The organism is Nocardia ninae NBRC 108245 (genome assembly GCF_007990755.1).
GTDB classification, from domain to species: Bacteria; Actinomycetota; Actinomycetes; order Mycobacteriales; family Mycobacteriaceae; genus Nocardia; species Nocardia ninae.
The window spans coordinates 141,991-164,380 of record NZ_BJXA01000008.1 but is presented as its reverse complement, the minus strand read 5'-3'; the positions used below and the strand labels follow the sequence as shown (position 1 = coordinate 164,380).

Here is a 22,390-nt window from a genome sequence, read left to right as displayed (position 1 = left end):
ATTCCTCCTCACGATCAGTTGAAGACACCGACACATTGTCGCGGGTCGGCCAATATGTCACGGATCAGCAAGCCGAAGTCGGTACCGCTCCCATTGATCGGATAGGGGAAGTCGACGATGAGTTCCCCCTCGACGCGCACCAGGAACCGGGCCTGTTGTGGACCCAATTGCGCCCAGCCGACGTCGACGGCCGGGGCATCGAGGTCGAACTCGTTGGGGCCCAGGCGCAATGTCAGACGGCCCGCCTTGCGGTAGAACACGGCCAGGACCTCGCCGAAGTAGCCCAGGACGCCGCCCACCGGGCCGGTGGCTCCTGCTGCGGCGCGCAAGGATCCTGTCTCCGGATCGAAGGTCGCCAGGCGGCCGCCGTCGAGTGGCTGGATGACGATTTGGGTACTGCGCACCGGGTTCTCATCGGGCCAGCGGCGACGCTCACCCTCGCGCCCGCCCGCGCCGCCCGCTGACGGGCCCGCCATCGGCGGCATCATCGGCGGGACCATCGGGGGCAGCATCGGCTGCTGCTCCGGGTCGCCGGTGGGAGAACCGTTGGCCTGCGCCAAGTGCAGTGGCGGGCCGTTCTGCCCGGACTGACCGGGATGGCTCGGCTGCGACGGCTGGCCGGGGAGTCGGGAGCTGCCGGGCTCACCCGGGTACGGGGAAAGGTTCGCCTGCACCGGAGATGGGGATGTCGTTGGGGCCGGCTCAGTCGGGGGTTGCGTCGGCGACTGCGAGGGATCCGGAGACGTCGGGGGGGTTGTCGGCGGTGTCGTCGGGGGCGTTGTCGGCGGCGTGGTGGGAGGCGTTGTCGGCGGCGTGGTGGGAGGCGTCGTCGGCGGCGTCGGCGGCGGCGTGGTGGGAGGCGTCGTCGGCGGCGGCGTCGGCGGTGTGGTCGGCGGCGGCGTCGTCGGCGGCGTCGTCGGCGGCGTCGTTGTCGGCGGCGTCGTCGGCGGCGTGGTGGGTCGCGGCATTACCGGAATGTCCGTCGGTGTCGGCGTCGGTGTCGGTGTCGGTGACGGACGTCGAGGCGGAACCGGTGTCGTCGGGGGCTGCGGTGGCACGGGTGGCCGCGGCGGCTCCTTGTGCTCCGGCAGGTCCGGCATCGGGGCGGTCGGTGGCAGCGGCGATACCACCGGCGGCGGGAAGTCGAGCTCGAACTCGTGCGGCGGATGCGGTATGTGCGAACGGAACACCGGCGGCTTCAGGTCGGCACCCGGCGTGCGGTCCCGGTCCGCCCCGTCGGAATCATCGTCGTCGGTCCCCCGGTCCCGATGCTGACCCGAGCCCGAATCACCCGACGGCTCCGCACCCTCGGCATCGCTCTCAGCGCGATCGCGATCCGAGCCACCCTCGTCCGATCCACGAGGCCGGCGGCGGGTCGACTCCGAATCACCCAGTGCTTCCTGCGGGTTGGCGTTCTGCTCGCCCGGACGTGTCCGATCCCCGGTGCTCGGATCGGAGGGTGTCAGCTCCTCGGCGCGAGTCTCCGCGTGTCCGAGCTCCTCTTCGATGCGCGCCACCTCGGCCTCGGCGGCCAGGTAGTCCTTAGCCGCCCGCTCGAGCTCGGCGACCTTGTCCAGCCGGGCCTGCTGCTCGTTGACTTCCAACGTGCGCGACCGCAATTCTTCTGCGCGCGTTTCGATCTCGGGCTCGGAGCGCAGTTCGTGCGGCTCGATCGTCATGGACAAACTCTCGGCGGCCGCACGGCGCTCGGCCTCGGCCCGATCGAGCCGATCCTGGGCCTGCACCACCTCCAGTTCCAGCCGCTCCCGCAGTTCCGCCACTTCCCGGCGTACGTCGGCATCGGGATCGGGGTGCACGTCACCGTCCCGCGACGCGGCGGCTTCGGGCCGGGACGGGGCGGCCTCGGGTCGATCGCCCTGCGGCGTCTCCGTCACCGGGCCGGACAGTTCGTGCTGTCCACTGCGCTCCAGTGCCCGTGCCCGATCGAGCTCGGTGTCGTGGCGATCGAGGTTCTCCTCGTGGCGCCGCACCTCCGCGGCGGCGTCCTCGAACTCGTGGAAGGCTCGCGCCAGATCGTCCACCCGGCGTGCGGCGTCCGCGTCCGGCTGTTCCGCTCGCAGCTGCGCCAATCGAGTGTCGATCGGCTCCGAGGAGCCGAACAGCCAGGCGGGATCGATCCCCAAACTCTGTTCCAGTGCGAGCAGCGCGTCGGTGCGTGCGTCCAAAACGGCGCGCGCCTCGGACAATGCGAGCTGGTAGCGATCGCGCGGCAGGAACGGCGTCGTCTCGGGCAGCGGGGTGGCGGCGTAGGGAATGTCTTTGCGCCAGCCGGTCAGTGGCGGACGGTCCGCGTCCCAGTGGAAGCCGAGAGCGACCGCGTGCGTGTTCGCGTCGTGCCAGGTCTTCTTCCAATTCTCCGGGTCACGCAGGAACTCCGATTCGGCCAGCGCGTCGTACAGCAGCACGATGTCCTGCTTCAGCGGCTCGCCTGCCACGAGGCGGTTGATCGCCTCGGCGACATCGGCCAGCTGATCCATTCGCCTGCGCACCACTCTGCCGCTGGGGTCGGCGTAATCGGTGACCAGGTGTTCGTCTTTCATCAGGTGATCGAGGATCTGCTGGATCTGTTCCCTGGTGAAGTGCGGCGGCGGCACGGCGCGGTCGGCGGTGGCGTCGTGCCACATGTTCGGCGCCAGCTCCCGCGCTATCTCATCGATCTGTTCGTCCGTGATGCGCCCGGCGTTCTGGGCATCGACCAGCAGGTTGCGAATGTCGGCGATGGTGTCGCGCACCGCGATCGGGTCGTTGCTGTCGAACATGGCGAGCGTGCGCTCGGCCAGGTCTTCGATCTGCCGGTCGACCCGGTTCAGTTGCTCGGCGACGTCGGGCCGGGTCGGGTCGATGCCGCGGTGCGCGTCCACCAACTCCTTGCGCACCAGGTCGATGACCTTGCGCGCGGCGGCCGCCTGCTGGTTCTCGCCGTAGCGCGCCAACTGATCGGCGATCTTGTCGGCCAGCTGATCGTCGGCGCGGAAGCGATCGTATTCACCGTCGGCCCAGTCCTGGACCCGCTGCCATTCGGCAGCCTCCCGCGCGAAGACCTGCTGCAACCACTCGGGGATCTCCACGTGTAGGTCGTGGCGGGAGTGCTCGCTCGCCTCCCAGTCACGGAACATCGGCTGAATGTTGGTCTCCGGCGGCTTGTGCCAGTCGAAGCCGGACCACACCGTGCCGAACGGCGGCAGCTTCTGCAGCCACGGCCGCGCCTTGACCCAATCCCCGATCGCCGGATGCCGCTGGATCCATTTCCGGACGGCGGGATGGTCGATCGCCGCGAGCAGCGTGCGGATATCCCGTTGGATGGCATAGAAATCCGAGCCGATATGCACGTTGACGAGCGCATCGTCCGGTATGTCGCCCTGGAAGTACTTCACCGGGACGTTCATCGGGTTCATCGGCAGCATGTTCTTCGCCATCTGCCCGGGCGGGATATCGGCGAAAGGCGTTGCCAGATCATTGATGTAGTCGGCGAGGCCGGCCCACCAATCCGGGTCACCCGGGTCGTAGCTCTCCAGGTCGGCGCCCCGGCGCAGCTTGCCGTCCTCGCCGACATTGACCGACCAGTCGGGCCGGGTCGGATCGACCCAACGCCAGTTGCCCTCACCGTCGCGCCAGCGGACCGCCAGGACACCGGGGTCGCCGTTGATCCAGCCCGTCGCCATGTGCTCCAGCGGCGGACCCGGGTGGACCACCGTTTCTCCGCCGGGGGTGGTCTGCCGGTATTCGATCCGCGGATGCCGCAACATCGCCTGCGCGATCGAGGAACTCGTGCGTATCGCGTGTTCGAGCGCGGCATCGTGCAGGGCATGCGGACGCGCCGACTCGGGCTGCTGACCGAAGACGACGATCCGCGGCGGCTCGCCGTCGATGATGCCCACCCGGTCGGTCGCCATCCGTCCGCCCTCGGCGCGCAGGGTGTCGCGCCACTCGACCACCTCGTGCCACCGCTCGGTGAGCTGCGTCATCTGCTCCTGCAGACGAGTCATCGCGGTGTCGGACCTGATCACATCGATCGCGGCAGCCTCGAGCTCGTCGAGCATGCTCTGCCGGTCGGGATCGGTGTCATCCTCGATGCCTCGTTGCTGCCGCATCGTCTCGGCCAGTTGCCGTGGATCCGGGCCGAGTTCGGACAGCGGCACGTCCAGACGCTCGGCCAGGTCTTCCAGCACCGTGCGCCGCGGCCTGCTGTGCTGGAAGATGGCCGCCTGCTCGCGGGCCAGCCGATCCAGCGCCGCGACAACGTTATCCGCGAGCGGGCGGTCCCGGTTCACGTTCTCGCGGTGCAGTTCGTTGAGCCTGGTGTCGATCCCGTCGACGACCTGATCGAGCCGGTTGAACTCCTCGACCGCCTGGACCATCCGGCGGATGGTCCGTTCGCGCATCTCCCGCTCCGGTCCGGCCACCGGTTCGTGGGCGACCCGGCCGGGGCTGTCGAGATTGCCCCGTACCCGCACCGTCTTGGTGCGCGCCTCGTTGTGCAGCTCGAGCACCCGGCGGTCGAACGCGTCGCCGGTCAGGTCGGTCACGTTGAGTCGGGCGGCGAGGTCATCCCTGGTCGCGCGCGCAGCTTCGCGGTCGCGCGCCCGCTCGGCCCGTTCATCGAGCAGGCGATCGTATTCGGCCTCCCGGGTTTCCCTCGGGCCCGTGTCCTCGGCATCGAGCGCCGCCAGTTCGGCGTTCAGCCGCTCGATGGTCGCCGCCGCCTCGGGCACCCGATTCGACAGCCGTTCCAGCTCTTTGACCCGGATCATGTCGTGCGGCAACCGCTCCGGCCCATCGATGCGGTGGTGGTTCAACTGCCGCAGCGTGTCGGCGAGAGTGTCGCCCGGCCGCAGTGCCGCCCAGTCGTCGGCCGGGTCGACGCCGAGGAACTCGGCCAGTTCGTTGCGCCTGCGGAGCGCGACCTCGTGGTCTCGGATGGCGACGTCGCGCGCTTCGATCAGTTCGGCGCGGCGTTCGGCGTCGTCCGCCGCGCGCACGGCTGCCGGATCGGGTTGCGGCGGGCCCTCGGGTCGTGGTGTGCCTGCCGGATCCGAGGAACCCTCGGGACTCGGTGTGCCACGGCCGTTTTCGGCGCCACCGGGACTGGTGTCGTGTGGTCCACCCGGTCGTTGCGGCCCAGTGCCACCTGGCTTGTCGGGGCCGGCGGACGGGCTCCCCGGCTGCGGCGGATCGCTGTCCGGCCGCGCGTTCTGTTCGATCGTGGTCAACCGGTCGAGCACGGACTGGTGCCAGTCGGGGTGTTGCGCGAATTCCGGTGCCAGCGCCTCGATCCGGCGGCGGATCTCGGCCAGCTCGGCCGCGCTCAGATCATGCTGACGCCAGTGCAGCGTGCCGTCGGGGCCGCGCTCGAAGAAGTGGTGGGCGAACCCACTGCTGGTTTCGGCGTCCGGGCGCTTCCCATTGCCGAACGCGAGACTGTGGTCGATACCGCTGATGAGTCCATCCGGGGTGACCAGCCAGTTCGTCATGCCGCGGTCCGGCATGCGGATCAGCACATCCAGCAGGCCGAGACGAACACCGCCCGGCGTCTCGGTCAACCCGGTCTGCTGCGGGCTCCACGCGCCGGGATGCAGCGCGCTGGCCCAATCGCCGGGCATGACCTGCATGTAGATCATGTTGTCGCTGACCCGCACGATGTGCGGCACGTTGGCGCCGACGGCCCGGCCGACCAGGGCCGCAAGCACTTCCGCGTCGGCGTGCCGCGGATTGCTGAGCGTCTTGCGGATCAACTGGGTGCCGTCGTCGAGGGTGATCAGCTCGACCCGCTCGGCCATCAGCAGCGCGCCCTCGCTGAGCACCTGGACCTGGAGCCGCTCGCCCGAGGTGGGCGCGGCCTCGACTCGTGCGACCGCACGGGCGATCGCCGCCGCGTCCGGGCTGGATGTGCTCGGTCGATCAGCGGAGCTACGATCCGGCGGACGGTGCGCTCCGTCGTCGCCCGGGTCGCCGGCCGGCGGCGCCGTCGGGGGTTGCGGCGGTTTCTTTCCGCCACCCGCGCCGTCGGCCACCGGCTGGGCCGGCTCTTCCGGTGTGGCGGCTTTGACCTCGCCGGGGGCCGACACGTTGTCCGTGCGCGATCCCTCGCCCGGTTTGTTGGTTCCCGTAACGTCATTCGGCTCGCCGGCGCGTGGCGGTGCTTCGCCAACAGGCCGTGCTGGTGTGCCAACGCCCGGCCGCGCCGATGTGCCACTGGGCTGTTCGGGTGTACCGCCGCCAGTGCGTGCCGGTGTGGCGCTGGGCTGTTGCGGTGTGGCGCTGGGCTGTTGCGGTGTGGCGCTGCCGTGCGGTGCCGACGCGCCACCAGGCTGTCCCGGTGTACCGCCGCCAGGGCGTGCGGGGGTGCCACCCGGCTGTCCCGGCGTGCCACTGCCGGGAGCGGGTGGGGGTGTCTGCGGGTTAGTTCCGCCCTGCGGGTCCGGGCCGCTCGGCGGCACCAGGTCGACGATGGACACCTGTCCCTGGTCGTCGACCAGCACTTGCCGGTAGATGACCTCGACACCTTGTTGCGCCAGCGTCTCGCGAAGGTCGGCGCCGATCACGTGCTCGGGGTCCCGGAACGGCGAGGCCACGAGCACCCGCTGCGGATCGCCCGGCAGTATCGCGACGCCGTCCGAACCGGGGAGCGGCTGTCCCTCGGTGGCGAGCACGTCCCGTGCAATCACGGCCGCAGCCTCGGCGCGCAGGTCGTGCGTGGCCCGCACCGACTCGTGGTACTGGTTGAGCGCCCTCGACACCGCCACGGTCGCCCGCGCGCTGTCGGCGTAGTGCTGCTGCGCCGCGCGCAGATCGTCGAAGTACTGCACCATCTCTTCGCTCGGCACGTGGGCACGGTTCTGCAGTTCCTCGGCCCGAGACTTGGCGCTGTTCAACACATCTCGGGCCTGCTGCTCCAGCGCGTGCGGGTCCAGCCCGTCCGGATCCGCGCCGAGCGCGCGCAGCATCGCGCGCGCCTGGTCGAGGAGCTGCCGACCGGTGTCGGCGGACGCGGTGATCCGGTCGACCAATCCCTCGAACTCCGGTGTCCGGGTAGTCGGGTCGTACGGTCGGGGATCGCCGACCGTCGACCACTGTCCGGGCTGAGCGCCCGCGGGCGGACGGTTGCTACCCGGATCACCGGGCTGCACAGCGCCCTCGGGAGTATGGCTATGGCTGGTGTTGCCTTCTTCGCCGGACGCAGGCGGCTGCGGCGGCTTCTTCGCTCCGCTGTCCGTGCTCGGCTCGGGTGCCTCGGCGACAGGCCTTCCCGCCTCGGCAACGGGCTTACCCGCTGTACCAGCCGGCTTATTGGCTTCCCCCGCAGGCACGTTCGGCTCGCTGACCGGCTTCTTCGCCTCTCCAACAGGCTTACTCACCTCGCCCGACGGCGTATTCGCCTCGCCGACAGGCTTCTGTGCCTGAGCGCCGGGCTCTTCGCCCGGCTTACTCGGTGCCGCAGTTTCTTTCGGCGCCGGAGTGCTCGGCCCGTCGCCGGGCTGCGGTGCCTCGCCGGTCGGCGGCTTCTTCGCGGCACCACCGTCGCTCGGCGCGTCGGGTTCGGGGCGGGGTGCGGCCAGCGGGGGCGCGTCCGGCGGATCGTTCCGGTGCACCTGGGTGCGGCCGTCTTCGCCGGGGACGAGGCGGAAGACGATGGCGTTGTCGCGGTTCGGTCCGACGAGGTCGGCGAGGTCTGGGTGTAGCGCGACGGCGCGATCGATAAGCGTTGTGGGGTCGGCGGATTCACCGCGCACCACCACGGCGACCTGCCGCGGATCGCCGGGGATGACGCCGACCTGAGGCACCTCGGCGATCGGCTGCGCGCCTGCTTCGAGCAGGGCCCCGTCCCTGAGCTGCTCGGTGAGCAACCGGTCCAGCTCGGCCGCGTCGCGCACGGCATGGCGTTGCCGCTCGAAAGCGTCCTCGGCTTCGGCCTGGTCCCGCGCCTGCCGCAGCTGTTCCTCGGCCTCGTCCCGGACGCGCAGCGCCTCGGCTTTTTCGCGCTCCAAGCGGTTGATCTCATCGCGCCGTTGCTGTGCGTCGGCCTCGGCGGCCCGTTGCTGCTGCGCGGAGGTCTCCTGCGGCGCAGGCGCTTCCGGCAGCGCGTTCGTTTCCGCCTGCACGGCAGGAAGTTCCGGAACTCCGCCGCGCGCCACCGCGCGGGCACGTGCCCGGTCGGCGTCGTGCTGTTCGAGGCGCTGTTCGAGGCGTGTCACCTCGGCACCGGCATCGTCGAATGCTTCGAGCGCGCGGGTCAGTTCATCGATGCGCCGCTGTCCGTCGGCGTCCGGCTGCTGCGCCCGCAGGTCTGCCAAATGGGCGGCAGGATCGTCGGCGCCGAACAGTGCGTCCGGATCGGCCCTGGCGGCCTGTGCGGCAGCGAACAGCGCGGCGGTGGTCGCCTCCCAGCGGACCCGGGCCTTGGCCAATTCCAGTTCGTAGCGGTCCCGCGGCAGGAACGGTTCCGGCGTCGTGAGCGATTCCGGCGTGCTGAGTGGTTCCGGCGCATATGGAATACCCGCGCGGGGGCCGGTCAGTGGCGGCCGGTTCGCATCCCAGTGGAAGCCCTCGGCGATCGCGTGCGCGTTCGCCTCGTGCCAGGTCGCGTCCTCGTTCGCCGGATCACGCAGAAAGTTCGACTCGGCGAGCGCGTCGAGCATGAGGACGACGTCCTCCGGTCGCGGCTTGCCGTCCACGATCCGGGTGATCGCCTCCGCCACATCGGCGAGCTGATCCATCCGCACCCACACCAGGCGGGCGTCCGGGTCGGCGTAATCGCGGGCCAGATGCTCGTCGTGCATCAGGTGATTGATGATCTGCTGCACCTGATCCCTGGTGAACTCCGGGTATTCAGGCCGGGGCGGTGTCTGCTCGCCTTCGACGGTGGAGCCGCGCGGGAAGGGATCCGGCTTCGCGTGGTCTTCGATCTTCGGCAGCAGCGGGCGCATGCCCGGGGTCAGTTCGTCGACGATCCTGGTGATGTCCGCATCGGTGATGGGGCCGACGTTCCTGATCTTCAGCAGTCGCTTCCGGATATCGGCGACCGTGTTCCTGACCTCGGCCGGATCGTCGGTCGGGAACTTGTCGAAGGCATCTCTGGCGATCAGATCGATGGCCTGGTCGATCATCGCCAGCTGCCGGTCGACATCGGGACGGCCCAGGTCGACGCCCTCGTGCGAGTCGACCAGTTCCTTGCGGATGCGATCGACCAATTCCTGCGCACCGACGCGCCGCTGCTGTTCCCGATACTCGTTCAGCGGCTCGACCATGCGGTCCGCGAGCTGATCGTCGCGGCGGAACTTGTCGTATTCTTCGTCGGCCCATTCCTGCACCTTCCGCCAGTTCGCGACATCCCTATCGATCGCGCGCTGCAGCCACTCCGCGATCTCGGCCCGCTGCGGATTGTTCGAGTGCTCGTCGGCGTCCCACCGGCGGACCATCGGCTGAATGTTGGTCTCCGGCGGGCGATGCCACTGGACCGACGACCACTGGGTGGAGAACGGGGGAAGTCGCTGCAACCAGGGTCGCGCCTTGATCCAGTCGCCGATCGCCGGATGCCGGTGGATCCAATCCCGCACCATAGGAACCTTGACCACGTCGAGCAATGTGCGCAGATTCCGTTGCACGGCATAGAAATCGCTACCGGCGTGCACGGTGGCGATGTCTTCCGGCGGGATACCACCCTCGAAGTATGTGATCGTCGCGCCGATCGGGTTCATCGGCAGCATGTTTCGCGCTATCTGTCCCGGTGGGATATCCGCGAACGGTGTCGCCAAGTCGTTGCCGAAGTCGCCGAGCCCGCCCCACCAGTCCGGGTCACCCGGGTCCTTTTCATCCTTCGGTTTGCGGCCGACTTCGCCGCGCCACTCGGCTTTGGTGGGATCCACCGCATGCCATTGACCGCTCGCGTCTTGCCAGCGGACGAGCAGCAGCCCGGGATCACCGTCGATCCAGCCGGTGGCGATGCGCTCCATAGCCGGACCGCGCATCGGCACCTGCTGCCACGAACCGTCCGGCTCGGTGACAACCTGCCGGTATTCGATGCGCGGCTGCCGCATCATCGCATGTGCCACAACGGGTTCGGTAAGGATGGCGTGGGCGAGGTCCCGGTCGTGCCCGGCCCGCGGGTTGTCGAATTCCGCGCGCGGACCGAACACGATGATCCGCGGCCGCTCGCCGAAGATGATGCCGACCCGGTCGTTGACCATCCGGCCCATCTTGCCGCCCTCGGCCACGATGAGGTCGCGCCACAGGCCGGTAACCCTGGCCATCTCGTCCTGCAGCCTGCCTGCGGCGTTGTCGGCCGCGAGCACGTCGCGCGCCGCGTCGTGCAGCGCGTCGAGCAAGCGGTGCCGCTCGACGGACGCATCGGTGTTGTCCGTGATCCGGTTCCGCTGATCCCGCAGCGTTTCTTCCAGTTGATGACGCTGCGGACCGAGATCCGACTCCGGAATCCCGAGCGACCGGGCCAGATCCGCCATCAACGAGCGCCGCGCCTCGATATCGCGGAGGATCTCGGCGTGCTCGCGGGCCATCCGATCGAGGTCGCCGGTGAGATCGTCGGCCGACGGTCGATCACGGCCGATGCCCGCGTCGTGCAGCTGCGCCAAGCGCGCGTCCGTGTCGGCGACGGCCGCGTCGAGACGGTTGAATTCCGCGACCGCATCGACCAGCCGCCGGACCGTCCGGTTGTGCTGTTCCACGTCGGCACCCGAAACACGTTCTCGCACAAACTGTTCCGGGGAGTCCAGCGTGCCGGGGATCCGCGTCCGTCGGGTCCGCGCCTCGTCGTAGAGTTCGAGCATCCTGCGCTCGAACGCGTCGCCGGACAGCTCCCGGATGCCGAGGCGGTCGGCCAGTTCGTCCCGCTTCACCCTGGCGGATTCGCGCTCCCGTGCCAGCTCCCGCCGCTCCTCGAGCAGGCGGTCGTACTCCGCCGTCGGGGTCTCGCGTCGAATGGCCGCTTCGCGTTCGGCGGCCAACCGCGCCAACTCGCTATCGATCCTGGCGATGTCGGCATTCTTGTCGGCAACCTGGTTGACCAGCTGCTCCAGCTGGTCGATGCGCGCCAGCTCGCGCGGCATCTCCTCGCGCACCTCCATGGTGCGACCCCGCAGCTCCTCCAGGGTGCGCTGCAAGAGGTCCGGGTGCAATGCGATCCAGTCGGCCGCCGACGAAACTCCGAGTCGCCCCGCCAGCTCGTTGCGCTGCTGCAACAATGCGTCGCGTTCGGCGACCATACGATCACGTTCAGCGTTCAGCGCGGCCTGGCGCGCCTCGATCGTGTCTTCCGGTCGCGGTGTGCCCTCGGCCGGAGTCGGATCCTCGCCGGGACGCCGGCCGTTGTTCGCGCCTTCTTCACCCGGATCTCCGACTGGCTGTGGCGATTCCGGCGGCTTCTTGCCTCCGCCCGCGCCTGCGGCCTCCGGTTCAGGAGCTGGGGCCGAATTTTCACGCGGCCATACCTTCACATCACCCGGATGCGGGACCTCGCTGCTGGGTTCGGGCTTGTTGCCGCCCTCCGGCCGCACACCTATCGGCTCATCGGCAGCGTCCGAGGACGGCTCCGCCGCGCGGGGCAGCACGCCGTCGGCGATGTCGCGGGAGAACTCCGCGCGCATCGCCAACATCTGCGCCGTCCATTCGGCGTGGTCGGCCCGCATCTGCGAGGCCCAGTCGACGGGTTCGATATCCGCGATCCGCCGCATCTCCACCGCGTGCTCGGCGGCCATCCGCGCCCGCCATTCCGCGGTCTCGGCCCGCATGCGCGCGGACCACTCGTCGGTGGTCTCCCGGCGACCGCCGCTGTCGTCGCCCGCGGCGTCCGGGTCGCGCGGCCGATCGGCCGCCATCCTGGCCGGTGCGTCGGCGGCCGGATGCGGTGCGCCTTCGGGCACCGGAATCCGTTGTGGCCGAGCGCCGTCCGCCGGCGGTCCCGCCTCGGCACTCGGCAGCCGTGGGGCCAGCGCGTCGGGGCCCAGCTCCGCCAAGTCGGTCAGCAGCTTGTGCATGACCTGTGCGGGCTCGCTCGCGCGGTCGCCGTTCAGCTCGACGTCGCGGAAAGCGTCGGCCACTGCTTCGCCCGGGTTGAAGACGCCGTTCACGTCGAAGCTGTAGCGACTGAGCTGGCTCAGCCAATTGTCGTAGCCCGCTTTGGTATTGGGAAGCGTGGGGTCCTGCGCGGCCAGCTGCTTGTAGTGGTCCTGCAAAACCTTGTCGACATAGGTCAGCGAGTGCGGGTCACTCGGATCGATCGGTCGCAGGCTGGCCCGCTGGCCGTGGAAGTCCACCACGTGGCCGTATTCGTGCAGGATCATCTGGAAGACCGGGCGATTCGTGAGGGCTTGGTCGAATCGTCCCTTGTTTACGCCCAACTGGACTTCCTGCCGGAAGGTATCCAGGCTGCCGACGAAATCCCTGCTGATCTTTATCGATTGGGCGTATCGCGCGCCGGTCTCGGGGTTGATGGCCGGCATGACCTGGGCCAAGGTCCGGTGACGGAACGGCCCGATACCGACACTGCCCAGCGCCACGTGCGGGTACTTGGTCCGCATTTCGACGACGCCCCTGGCGATTTCGCGGGCCACCGCGGGATCGACACCGGGTTGGTCGAACCCGTACACCAGCAGACCGGTGTCCTTGGCCAGCTCCTCGCCGACTTGCGTGGCGTCCATCGGCGTCCACTTGTCGACGATCGACGACTCCGGCTGACCGCCGTCCGGACGGTCCGCGCCGTCGGTCACGTCGAGAGGGGCTGCCGGGTCGCGCGGCGTCAGCTGCGAGGCGGACTCTCGGTCGCGCGCCAAATGGTCCGTCGACATCTTCGCCGGATCGTCCGCTGCCGGACGCGGCCTCGACTCGGACGCCGAAACTTCTTGCGGGCGAGTCGGATCCACCGGACGCGGCCCCGACTCCTCGGCAGCGGGGCGCGGCCTCGGCTCGGCTGCCGAATCCTTTTGCGGGCGAGACGTATTCGGGTCTACCTCCCGTGCGCGACCGCCGTCGACCTCCCCGACCGGCGGGGTTTCGGACGTCTTGCTCGGCCCTGCACCGTCACGCGCAGCACGATCGAGGCTGCTCTGCAGGGTGGCGTCGGCCGGCGGGTATTTCGTGTGCCGATCGGTGGCGCTTTCGGCCCCGGCGAGCATGTGGTGGCAGTTGGCGCAGAACGGCGCGTCCCCGGCACGGCCGCCGAACGGAAACTGCGGAGCGTGCAGCAGGGCCGCCATCGCGCTGTGGTCGTCGGACAGTCCGGCGGCCCGTCGATCCCACAGCATCTGATTCGTGGCCTTGACCTCGGCGTGGCCGAGCGGATCGTCCGGATGCGGATACTTCTCCGTCGCAGGCACATTCGGGTCGGCGTCCTGGCTGTACAGCTGAGATTCCATGCGCCGCAGATTGTCTACCAGAGTCGGATGCAGGTCCGCCTCGGCGATGACATCGGACCGCTTACCGTTCGCCGCTTCGTAGACGCGCCCGGTCTCGCGGTCGATGCCGACGGACATGCACGCGCCCTGCGCATTTCGTGACAACACCTTGTCGGTCGCTGCCTGCCGGTACGCGTCCGCTCGCTCAGCGCCGAGCCTGCGAACGAAGTCGTCGACCGGCTCGGCGTCGACATGGGTGATGAGACCGGTGTCTGCGTCGCGAGTTACCCGTGACTCGTCGAGGGTGCCCAGTGGATGACTCTGGACCGACGGTTCCGGCAACGGGCCGCCGTTATCCGGGATGATGAACGACGACGGAGCAGGCCGGGGCGGCTCGTCGCTGTTGGACAGGTGATCGTCGTAGCTCAGTGCGTCGTCGCGGTGCTGATCCGGATCTCGTTGCGGCCCATTTTCGTTGCCCGCCGGCTCCTCCGATGGCCGGGGGCGCGTTCCGGACTCCCGGTCGGCGGTAGCGGTACCGGGATCCTTCGGCCCGCGATCGCTCGATCCGTTCTCGTCGGACGGGCGTGGGCGTGCGCCCGAATCCTCCTGCGCACCAGGGTCTTTGGAGCCACGATCGTTCGTCGACCCCGCGTCGACCGGCGCGACTTCCGCCGGTTTGATTACCAGATAGCCCTTCTCGCGCGCCTGCTGCTCGCTGAATATCCCGGCGACATCCTTGACCTTCGGGATCGGGCTCTGTCCCTCGTGCACGTCGACGAGCTTCATCAGCCCCTCGGGCGTGGTTGCCGCGACGTCGAGATCGCTATCGGCATGGAACGGCGCACCCGACTTCTCCGAGATGCCCGTTTGCCGGCTGCCGAAAATCACCAGTGGCTCACCGGTTTCGGCGACCGATCGCCGTGCGGCGTCCAGCATTTCCGGCGTCACGCCGGGACCCGGTTCGCCGATCACTTCGACGTCGGGAAGACCGGTATCCCGCCGTCCGTCATCGACCCGGTTGGGCTCGTCGGTATCGGCAGGCGGCGAAGTGTCGGTGAGTTCGTGGCGCGGACTTCCGGTGCCGTCGTGCTGCCTGCCGTCGACCGGCCGACCGACCCGGTCGCCACTGGCCGCCGCGTTCGCCTCCGCCTCGAGCATCCGGATCCGATCCGCGTGGCTGATCGGGTGATCCGGGCGACCCTCGGGCCCGCCGAGGACGATGGCGCGGGTGCCGCGCACTTCCTGCGGTGTCCGGGGCGGGTAGCTGTGGTTGTCCAGACCGGCGCCGATATCGCGGATGATGATGTCGCCGCCGACGTTGAGCATTTCGTAGGCGTGCGCGCCGACGCCGTATTCGTCGCGGCTCGCGTACGTATCGACGATCAGCGCCGAGGACCCGTCGCCCAGTTCGAGCAATCGCTGGCGGACAGTGTCATGATCGGTAGGCCGCAGCTCGCCGCCGGCCAATGCCTCCAGCTCCCTGGACGTCATTCCGTCTGGGCCGATCGTGCGCTCCGGCAACCAGATCTGGTCGCCGTGCCGGTCGCGGAGGTCGATCAGGGAGTCCTCGCCGCACCGGCCACGACGATCGTCCGGCTGGCTGGTCTGGTCGTCGGGCGAACGCGGATGCGGGCCACCGCCGTTGTCGGGCGAAGCAGGCTGCGCCGGAGTGTGATCGGATTGGATCTCACCGATGGTGTCCATCCGGACCGCAGCGCGATCGCTCGGGTTCAGGCCGAACTCGCTGACCTTTATCTTGCCGTGGATATCGACATGGACCTTGTGGTACTCGATCTTCAGCGTTCCGTCGTGGTGCGCCTTCAGCAGCTCCTCACGCGCTTTCAGCAGATCTCGGCCCGCAGGCGAATCGAGGTCGATGCCTCTGGCGCGCAACGCTTCCGGGGTCTCCGTCAGGATCGTCTTGAGATTGGCGTCCATCGCCAACGTACGCCGCAGGTATTCCGGCGACCCCTGCTGCGCCCGCCCGTCCACGGTATTTGCCCCACCGAGCCCGGAACCGACACCCTTGGCCTCGATGATCACCAGTTTCGGTGGACCACCGTCCGGATCCGGCACCAGCACAGCGAGATCGACCAGATCGGGGCCGTCCTTGGCGCCAGGGAAATCGGTGAGATTCACCGCGTCGGGATGCAGAGCCCGGTCCAGACCCCATGCCCGCGCGCCGAGTTCGCCGAGGTCCTTGGAGACCTGGACCATCCGCGGGCCGAGATCGTTGTAGTTCTCGGCGGTGGCCTGCAGATCACGCAGCAGGGCGAGTTTGGCGACCTTCTCCGCGGAGCTCAGCTCGGAGTCGTTCCGGATCTGATCCTTCAGATCACTGATCACGTCGTCGAGCTTGCTGGCCTTCAGTTCCGGGATCTCGGAGAGCCCGTACTTCGAGAACTCGGGTATGAGCCGCTTGACGAGATCGTCGGCGACCCCGTCCCGCTCGGTCTGCAAGTCCAGTCGTTGCTGGGACAGGTCGTGCAGCTGATCCTGCAGCAACGAGTCGGTCAGGGTCATCGGCTGTGTCGGGTGGTACGGGCTCGCCGGACCCTGATCCGCCAGGAAGGTGAACTTGTTGGTGCTGAGGTGGTCCTCGATGAACTGACCGGTGCGGTAGTCGTGCAGGCGGAAACGTCCGTCGCGCCACGTGTTGTCCGGGTCGGCCGGATGGTGCCACTGGGCATCCGAGCCGCGGTAGAACTGTTGACCCGCCGGCTGCTGACCGATCCGTACCGGATCGACGGGGTGGTCCCCGCCCGCCATCAGTTCGTCGCGCACATGGCTCGGCACCGGATCGATCGGGGTGCCGTCACCGTTGAAAAGGATGGCAAGCGAGCGACTGACGTCCCTGGTCGGCGCCCCGCCCTCGTCCCCGGTCAGCGTGGCGTCGCGGATCACGATCTGGCCGTTCTCGTGCACCATCAGATACGCGTGCGCGCCGACCCCGTGCCGGTCCGCAGGGCCGCTGTAGACGTCGACCACGAGTGCCGTCGCGCCCTCGCCCAAACTCATCAGACGGTTCGCGATGGCGTCGGCGCCACGGAATTCGCGCAGCGAACCGCCTGCGGCCGCGACCAATTCGCCTGCGGTCATGCCGTCGACGCCGATCGTGCGGGTGGGCAGGCGGAAGTTCTCGGCGCCGAAGCGTCGGATCAGATCGACTACCGACAGGAGGCCGCACTTGCCGCGCAGATCGTCGTCGCCGCGTGGGCGCGGAGTCTCGCCGGAATCGGTGTCACCCTCGGGTCGTGGCGATCCGTCCGCGCGAGGTGCGTCACCACCCGGATGCCTTGCGGGCGGGGCACTCCCGTCCGGGCCGACCAGCAGCGGGACCAATGCGGGGTCGTCGGAACCGCGGCGGCGGTCACTGTCGGCGTCGTCTGGGCGGGTGGCCGGATCCTCGTCACTGCGCGGCGCCGAACTCTCGTCGCGGGGTCGGGCATCGCCCTCGGCGAGCAAGCCCGGGTCGCGGCCGGTTCGCGGCGCTTCACCACTTCTCGACCGATCTGGTTGTGGCGCAGCATCTTCCGGACGCTGGACCCCGTCTTCCGAGCGAGGGGCATTGTCATCCGGACGCGGCGCGACATCGTCAGGACGCGGAGCAGCGTCATCAGGACGCGGGGCACCGGTCTCCTGCCGTGGCGCACCAGCTTCCGGACGCGGGGCACCGGCCTCATGCCGTGGCACACCGGCCTCCGGACGCACGGCGGTGGGTCCGTCCGGCGACTCGGCACGGACCTTGGCGTGCTCTCCCGCCGCACCTGTCGATCGCTCCGGTGTCCGTGGCGCCTCGGACCCGCCCGATTCCGCACGGATGCCGGGTGACGAACCGCGGTCTGCCGCACGGGGATTCGTCTCTGCGACGCCCGCGCGCGAATCGACACGCGGCCGATCGCCGCCCTGTCGCGTCTCAGGTGAGCTCGCCCGCGAATCACCGGTTCGCGGTTCGGCACCAGACTGCGCGCGAGCGGGATCGGCGCTGCGCCCCGGATCAGTGCTGCGGGCCGGTTCGGCGCCGCTGGTATGCGGACGTGCCTCGCCCGGCACGCCGGACCTCGGCTGCGACCCGTCGCCGCCCGTCCTAGCCGGGTCTGAAGTGAGTGAATTCTGTTGGGGGCCAGTCTGTCTCGACTCCGGCGGCGGCGCACCGACGTCACCACCCGCATGCTGCTGTGGCGCCACGCCACGATCCGTGCCGTTGGTTCCGGACTCGCCCGCGCCTCGGTCGTTCGCGCTACCACCGTGATCGCCTGCGGTGGTGGAACTCTGGTCCGCGCCCGCGGCGTGTTCCGGTGCGACGCCGGCGCGACTCTCGGATCCGCCCTCTTGGCGGCCGCCGTCCGCACCGCGATTCTCCGAACTGCCCCCGCTGTCGCGCTGCTGTGCTCCGCTGTCGCTTCCACTCTCGCGCTGCTGAGCTCCACCGTCGTGCTGCTGCGCTCCGCTGTCGCCGCGACTTTGCGCGCCGTCGGAGCGGCTCGCCGATCCATCGTTCGAGCTCTGCGACGTGGGCGCGTCGGCGGCCGAACTCCGGGGCGAGGAACCATCACCGGTCGACGTTCGCGACGACGAGCCGTCATCGGTGCCGCCCGAGTTGCGAGTCGAGTTGTCGCCCGCGCTACTCGATCGACCATTGCTTCCGCCGGTGCCCGTGCCGTCGCCACCGGCCCGACTCGATCCACTGCCTTGCGAACCACCGACCTGAGAACCACCAGAACCGTTGGTGCCCAACCCATTTGCCCCGGCGGGCTGAACGCCGGGCGCGTTCGTTCCGGCACCGACACCGGTCGGTTCGAGCGTGCCGAGCGAGCCGACCCGTGGCACGCCGATCGGATCTACCCGTACCCCACCGCCCCAATTCGGGGACGAGCTGAAGTAGCCGTTCGCTAACGCTTTGTTGCCGCCCGACATCGCGCCGTTGGAGATGCCCGCGGTGAACATGCGCGGATCGAGATTGCTGAACGCGCTGTCCCACCCGTTTTTGTAGACATCCATGGCGAACTGCGGGATTGCTCCGGCGACGGCACCCACTGTGCCAGCGGCCATTCCGGTGACCGCACCGGCGAAGAAGGGACGCATCTTTCCCTGCAGTGCCTGCCCGAGCCGGTCACCGACCGGGCCCGCCGCGGCACCGCCGAGGCCGGAGGACAAAGCCGTCATCCCGACCTGACCCCAGTCGACGCCCTGCTTGCGGTGTCCCTGCCACACCTGCATCTGCTGAATGCCGAGGTCCTGCATGGTGCCGAGCGCCAGGTCGATGGCCACGTGCTTCATGACAAACTTGGCGAAGCCCGCCGTGAGCATCCTGCCGAGGGCTCTGGAGATCGCGGCCATTACCCGCTGTGCGATCAGCCGAATTCCGAATCGCGTCGCCGCGATAAGTCCGACTTGCACGGCGGGCGCGGTCGGCGGAAACAGCCATGCCGCCGCGAGTTCGATAGCGAGCAGACCGAGCGAACTGGCCATCATCCATTTGGCGTATTCGATCTCATCGCCGACCTGCTCGGCGGAGTCACCGATCCCGTCGAAAAACTCCGCCATCTTTTTGAGGTTTTGGTTTTCCTGCTCCTTGGTGGCGCCGGTGCCGTTCCACAGCTTGTCGAATACGCCGGCGATTTCGTCGCGCGCCACGCCTGCTGGATACGCGGCGAGGGCCGCGTTCTTAGCGGCAGTGATATCGGCTTCGATACCGCGAATCGCCTCGGCGGCCGCATGCCAGTCCCCGCCCAGGGCCCGCATACCACTCTCGGAGCCTTCCGGCCAGTCGCTACCGGCGACCCAGCCGAGTACGTCGACGACGCCGTCCCAAAAATCCGCCATATCTGGTCACCAACCGATCACCAACCGGAATCGGTGACCCCCGGCTTCGTCGGCTTGGCCCGCTCGATGGGTTCCACGTTCTCGAAGGTCATCCCCGTGTCTTCGGCCGCGACGCGATCCGGCGCGTCGGGTTTGGACTGCGGTGCGCGCTCTGCCGTGGGCATCAGCGAACTGACATCCGGCATGCCTTCGACCAGGTCGGACAGTTTCGGCAACCGCGCGCGGTCCTGCTGGATCGGCGCCATCAACTCTTCGGCCTGACGCATCACATCGGCGGTGGCATCCTGCGCGGCCTTGAGGATCGCGCGCGCCAGATCCGGGTATTCCAGATCTTCTACGCCGCGCCCGAATTTGAGGTCGATGAGGACACCGTCGGCGTTCACCGACACCGTGACCCGGCCACCGCGCTCCGAGGCCTTGCCGACCAGGGCCATGCGCTGGCGCTGCACTTGCGCGATCGTCCGAAGCTGCGACTGCACTTCGTCCATGAGCCCCGCGACGTCTCCCCGCGAAAAATCATGCGTCACAGCGATCGACCTTCACTCATCGGTATTCGAAGCCCTGGCGGTTACGTTCTTCCAAGAGAGTCTGGATGTCGTCGGCGACCTTCGCTTGGGAGTCGGCCAAGCCACTGAAGACACCGGACATCCCCTCGCTGCCGTTCTCGCCGATGGCGAAGTCGTGCATGTTCTTCTTCGAGGCGGTGTAGCCGGGTTGCCCGTCGGCGCCGTCGCTGAACTGCTTGCCCAGCTTGTCGTTGCCCCATGGTTGCCCACGACCGGCGATCGTGGTCTCCAGATTCGACCACACCCCGGCGACACGATCGCCGACATGCCGGGTCTTACCTGCGGCTTTACGGAATGCGGCGGGATCGACCTCGAATTTTTCCGTCATCGCGAACCCCTTCCTCACTACCGACCGGGGCCACGAAGCCCTCGTTCACGATCCACTCGCCGGTTCATGCGTTGTTCATGCGCGAACCGGCGATCGGTCAAACAACCGTAACACCAACAACACTCGCCGACCACTCCGAACAGGTGAACCACCGCGCCCCAGAAACTAGGGGCATACCTGGTCAGACACCTTGTTCACCGGCACCACCCGCGGCGTCCGGTTGGCCGGTCCGCGGGATCTCATCGATCAGCACCCCGTTTTCATCCCACTTCTTCCTGGAGACCAGCTTGCCGGGTCCGTCGAACACACTGACCTCTTGCAAACGTCCATCGGGGTACCATTCACGCCACTCGCCGACGGGCCTATTTCTAGCGACCATTCCCGTATGTTTCGGAGCGCCATCGGGATACCAGCTCTTACTAGGCCCCTCTTCGAAGCCGTCGACAAATGTCCACAAGCCGATGATCGTCCCGTCGGTGCCCCGTTCTACCGCCTCACCGGTATACCGTTCGCCCCGATAGAACATCTGGCTGTATTCATTGGACATATCCGCGTCCGGATCGTCGACGTCGATCGGTTCACTGCCGGTCATCGCGTTGCCTCCACCGCGCTGTGCCGCTGTTGGAATCGTTGCTCGAACTCGGCGATATAGATGGACGGCGCCACCGATGAGGAAGACTGCTCGAGCACACCGTCGTCAGCGATGTAGAAGATCGCTCGGCCGATCGCGATCTCGCCGGGCTGGGTCGGCACGTACACCATCCAGCCCACGCTGATCCGATCCGCGCGCAGGTCCTCCAGTGGGTAGCGCGAGGTGTCCGTGCCGCTGTCGACAATGAATTGACGGACCCGGGCCAGCGCGTCCTCCTGCGGCATCGGTTCCGGCAGCGTCAATGTCACGCCGGCCATGGTGAGCTGGAAGAAGGCGCCGTCGACGTCGAATTCACCGTCGGCGCCGAAAACATCCACCAGCGTGGCGCGGGTGGCGACCCCGATCTCCGCGGCCGACACCAACGTCGCGGCAGCCGCACGCTGCCGCTGCGTCACCTGCTCGCCCAGCACGCCGCAGACAATATCGACGACCGTCTCCGAGCTCCACATGCCCGGTACCGCATCGCTCAGTTCGTCCGCGATCGGTGACTCACCGCGATACCACTTGCCGCCCTCCCACCAGTAGCAGAACGACAGCAGTCCACCCGCCACGCGCGCGTTGAGGACCGGGTTGGCGACCCACTCCGGCGCACCGGCGTACAGCCGCGGCATCGGCTCCCCTTGGTTGTAGACCCGGTCCAGCGCGGGGGCGTTCCACACCCCGCCCGAGAGCACGGCTCGCCCGCCGGGCAGCGAGTACAGGGTGGAGCCGCTGCGCTTGAGCCCCTCGAACCAGCTCATCGACGGCAGCACCCGCGGTCCGAGTTCCGATCCGGCGGCGACGAACGCGGCGGCGATCACCGCCCACCGCGCGGCCAACAACGGAAAGGCGGGGAAGTCGTCCTGCGACAACACGCCGCGCCTGCCGACGTCCCGATCCGCCCTGGCCTGCACCGCGGCCTGCTGCGGCGTGCGGGACTGGCGGTCACCGTGCGTGAGGTAGGCGCCGAGCCAAATCGGCAGGGTCGCACGGGGATACACCTCGAGGTCCGCGCGGTAGATCTCCGGCGGAAACAGCTGCTCGTCCGGGAAGGGCTCGTCGCCATAGTCGTAGTCGACCTCGACCTGGCCGGTGTTGGTCAGGGTGAGCAGGTAACGCCACCAGGGTCCGTCGCTCAGCTGGGCTGAAAGGTGCCGGTGCTCCCGGATCAGTGCGAGCACCTCCTCCGGCGGAAAGGCGCGCGCGACGCGGTCCTGCTCATCGGTGAAGACGACCAGCGCCACCTCGGCGCCCACCGCCATCGCGAAGACCGCCTCCAGCCTGGTCCAGCCCTCCGGGCCTGCCGCGCCGAGTTCGCGGGCCACCTGATGGCTGATCGCGCTCGCTCGTTCCGCGACATCCTCGGTCGGCGGCGCGGCACCGGCGAGAGTGAAACCCACGTCGGGAAGCTCACCCTCGGGGTCGACCTCCGCTTCCTCGATCGAGTCCGCGTCCTCGGACACCAGGAATCGGCGCATGAATGCCAGTTGCTCGGACGTCGTTTCGTCGGGCGAAGACGAGCCGGGGTGCTCCTGCGTCGTAGCCGGTTCGGCGCGGGGCTGGTCCTGCGAAGCCTCGTCGTCTGATCTGGTCACGTCGCGGATCTCTCCTCAAATCTGGCACACCGAACACCAGCCGACCCCGCTGGGCAAGCCGCTCGAAATCATCCTGG

The 22,390-nt window shown here is 68.6% G+C and carries 5 protein-coding genes; all 5 read right to left on the bottom strand.

Annotation, left to right across the window (positions count from 1 at the left end):
• Positions 1–14: 14 nt before the first annotated feature.
• The 5 genes from NN4_RS08890 to NN4_RS08870 all read right to left on the bottom strand — a co-directional run bounded on the left by NN4_RS08890 (position 15) and on the right by NN4_RS08870 (position 22,313).
• The gene (locus NN4_RS08890) at positions 15–19,193 is read right to left on the bottom strand and encodes a WXG100-like domain-containing protein (RefSeq protein WP_147129450.1); all 19,179 of its coding nucleotides are present in this window, start codon (positions 19,191–19,193) and stop codon (positions 15–17) included.
• Between the two features lie 17 nt (positions 19,194–19,210).
• Positions 19,211–19,720 (bottom strand): YbaB/EbfC family nucleoid-associated protein, encoded by a 510-nt coding sequence (locus NN4_RS08885; protein WP_147129449.1) that lies wholly within the window; start codon positions 19,718–19,720, stop codon positions 19,211–19,213.
• A 16-nt stretch (positions 19,721–19,736) separates the two neighbouring features.
• Entirely contained in the window at positions 19,737–20,087 is a 351-nt protein-coding gene (locus NN4_RS08880; protein ID WP_147129448.1) for a hypothetical protein, read from the bottom strand.
• A 181-nt stretch (positions 20,088–20,268) separates the two neighbouring features.
• A complete protein-coding gene (locus tag NN4_RS08875; RefSeq protein ID WP_147129447.1) occupies positions 20,269–20,679 on the bottom strand; it encodes a toxin-antitoxin system YwqK family antitoxin in 411 nt (136 codons plus the stop codon).
• Positions 20,676–22,313: a hypothetical protein gene (locus tag NN4_RS08870; protein ID WP_147129446.1), complete on the bottom strand. Its 1,638-nt coding sequence runs from the start codon at positions 22,311–22,313 to the stop codon at positions 20,676–20,678. Before NN4_RS08870 ends, NN4_RS08875 begins: the two co-directional genes overlap by 4 nt.
• Between the last annotated feature and the right edge of the window lie 77 nt (positions 22,314–22,390).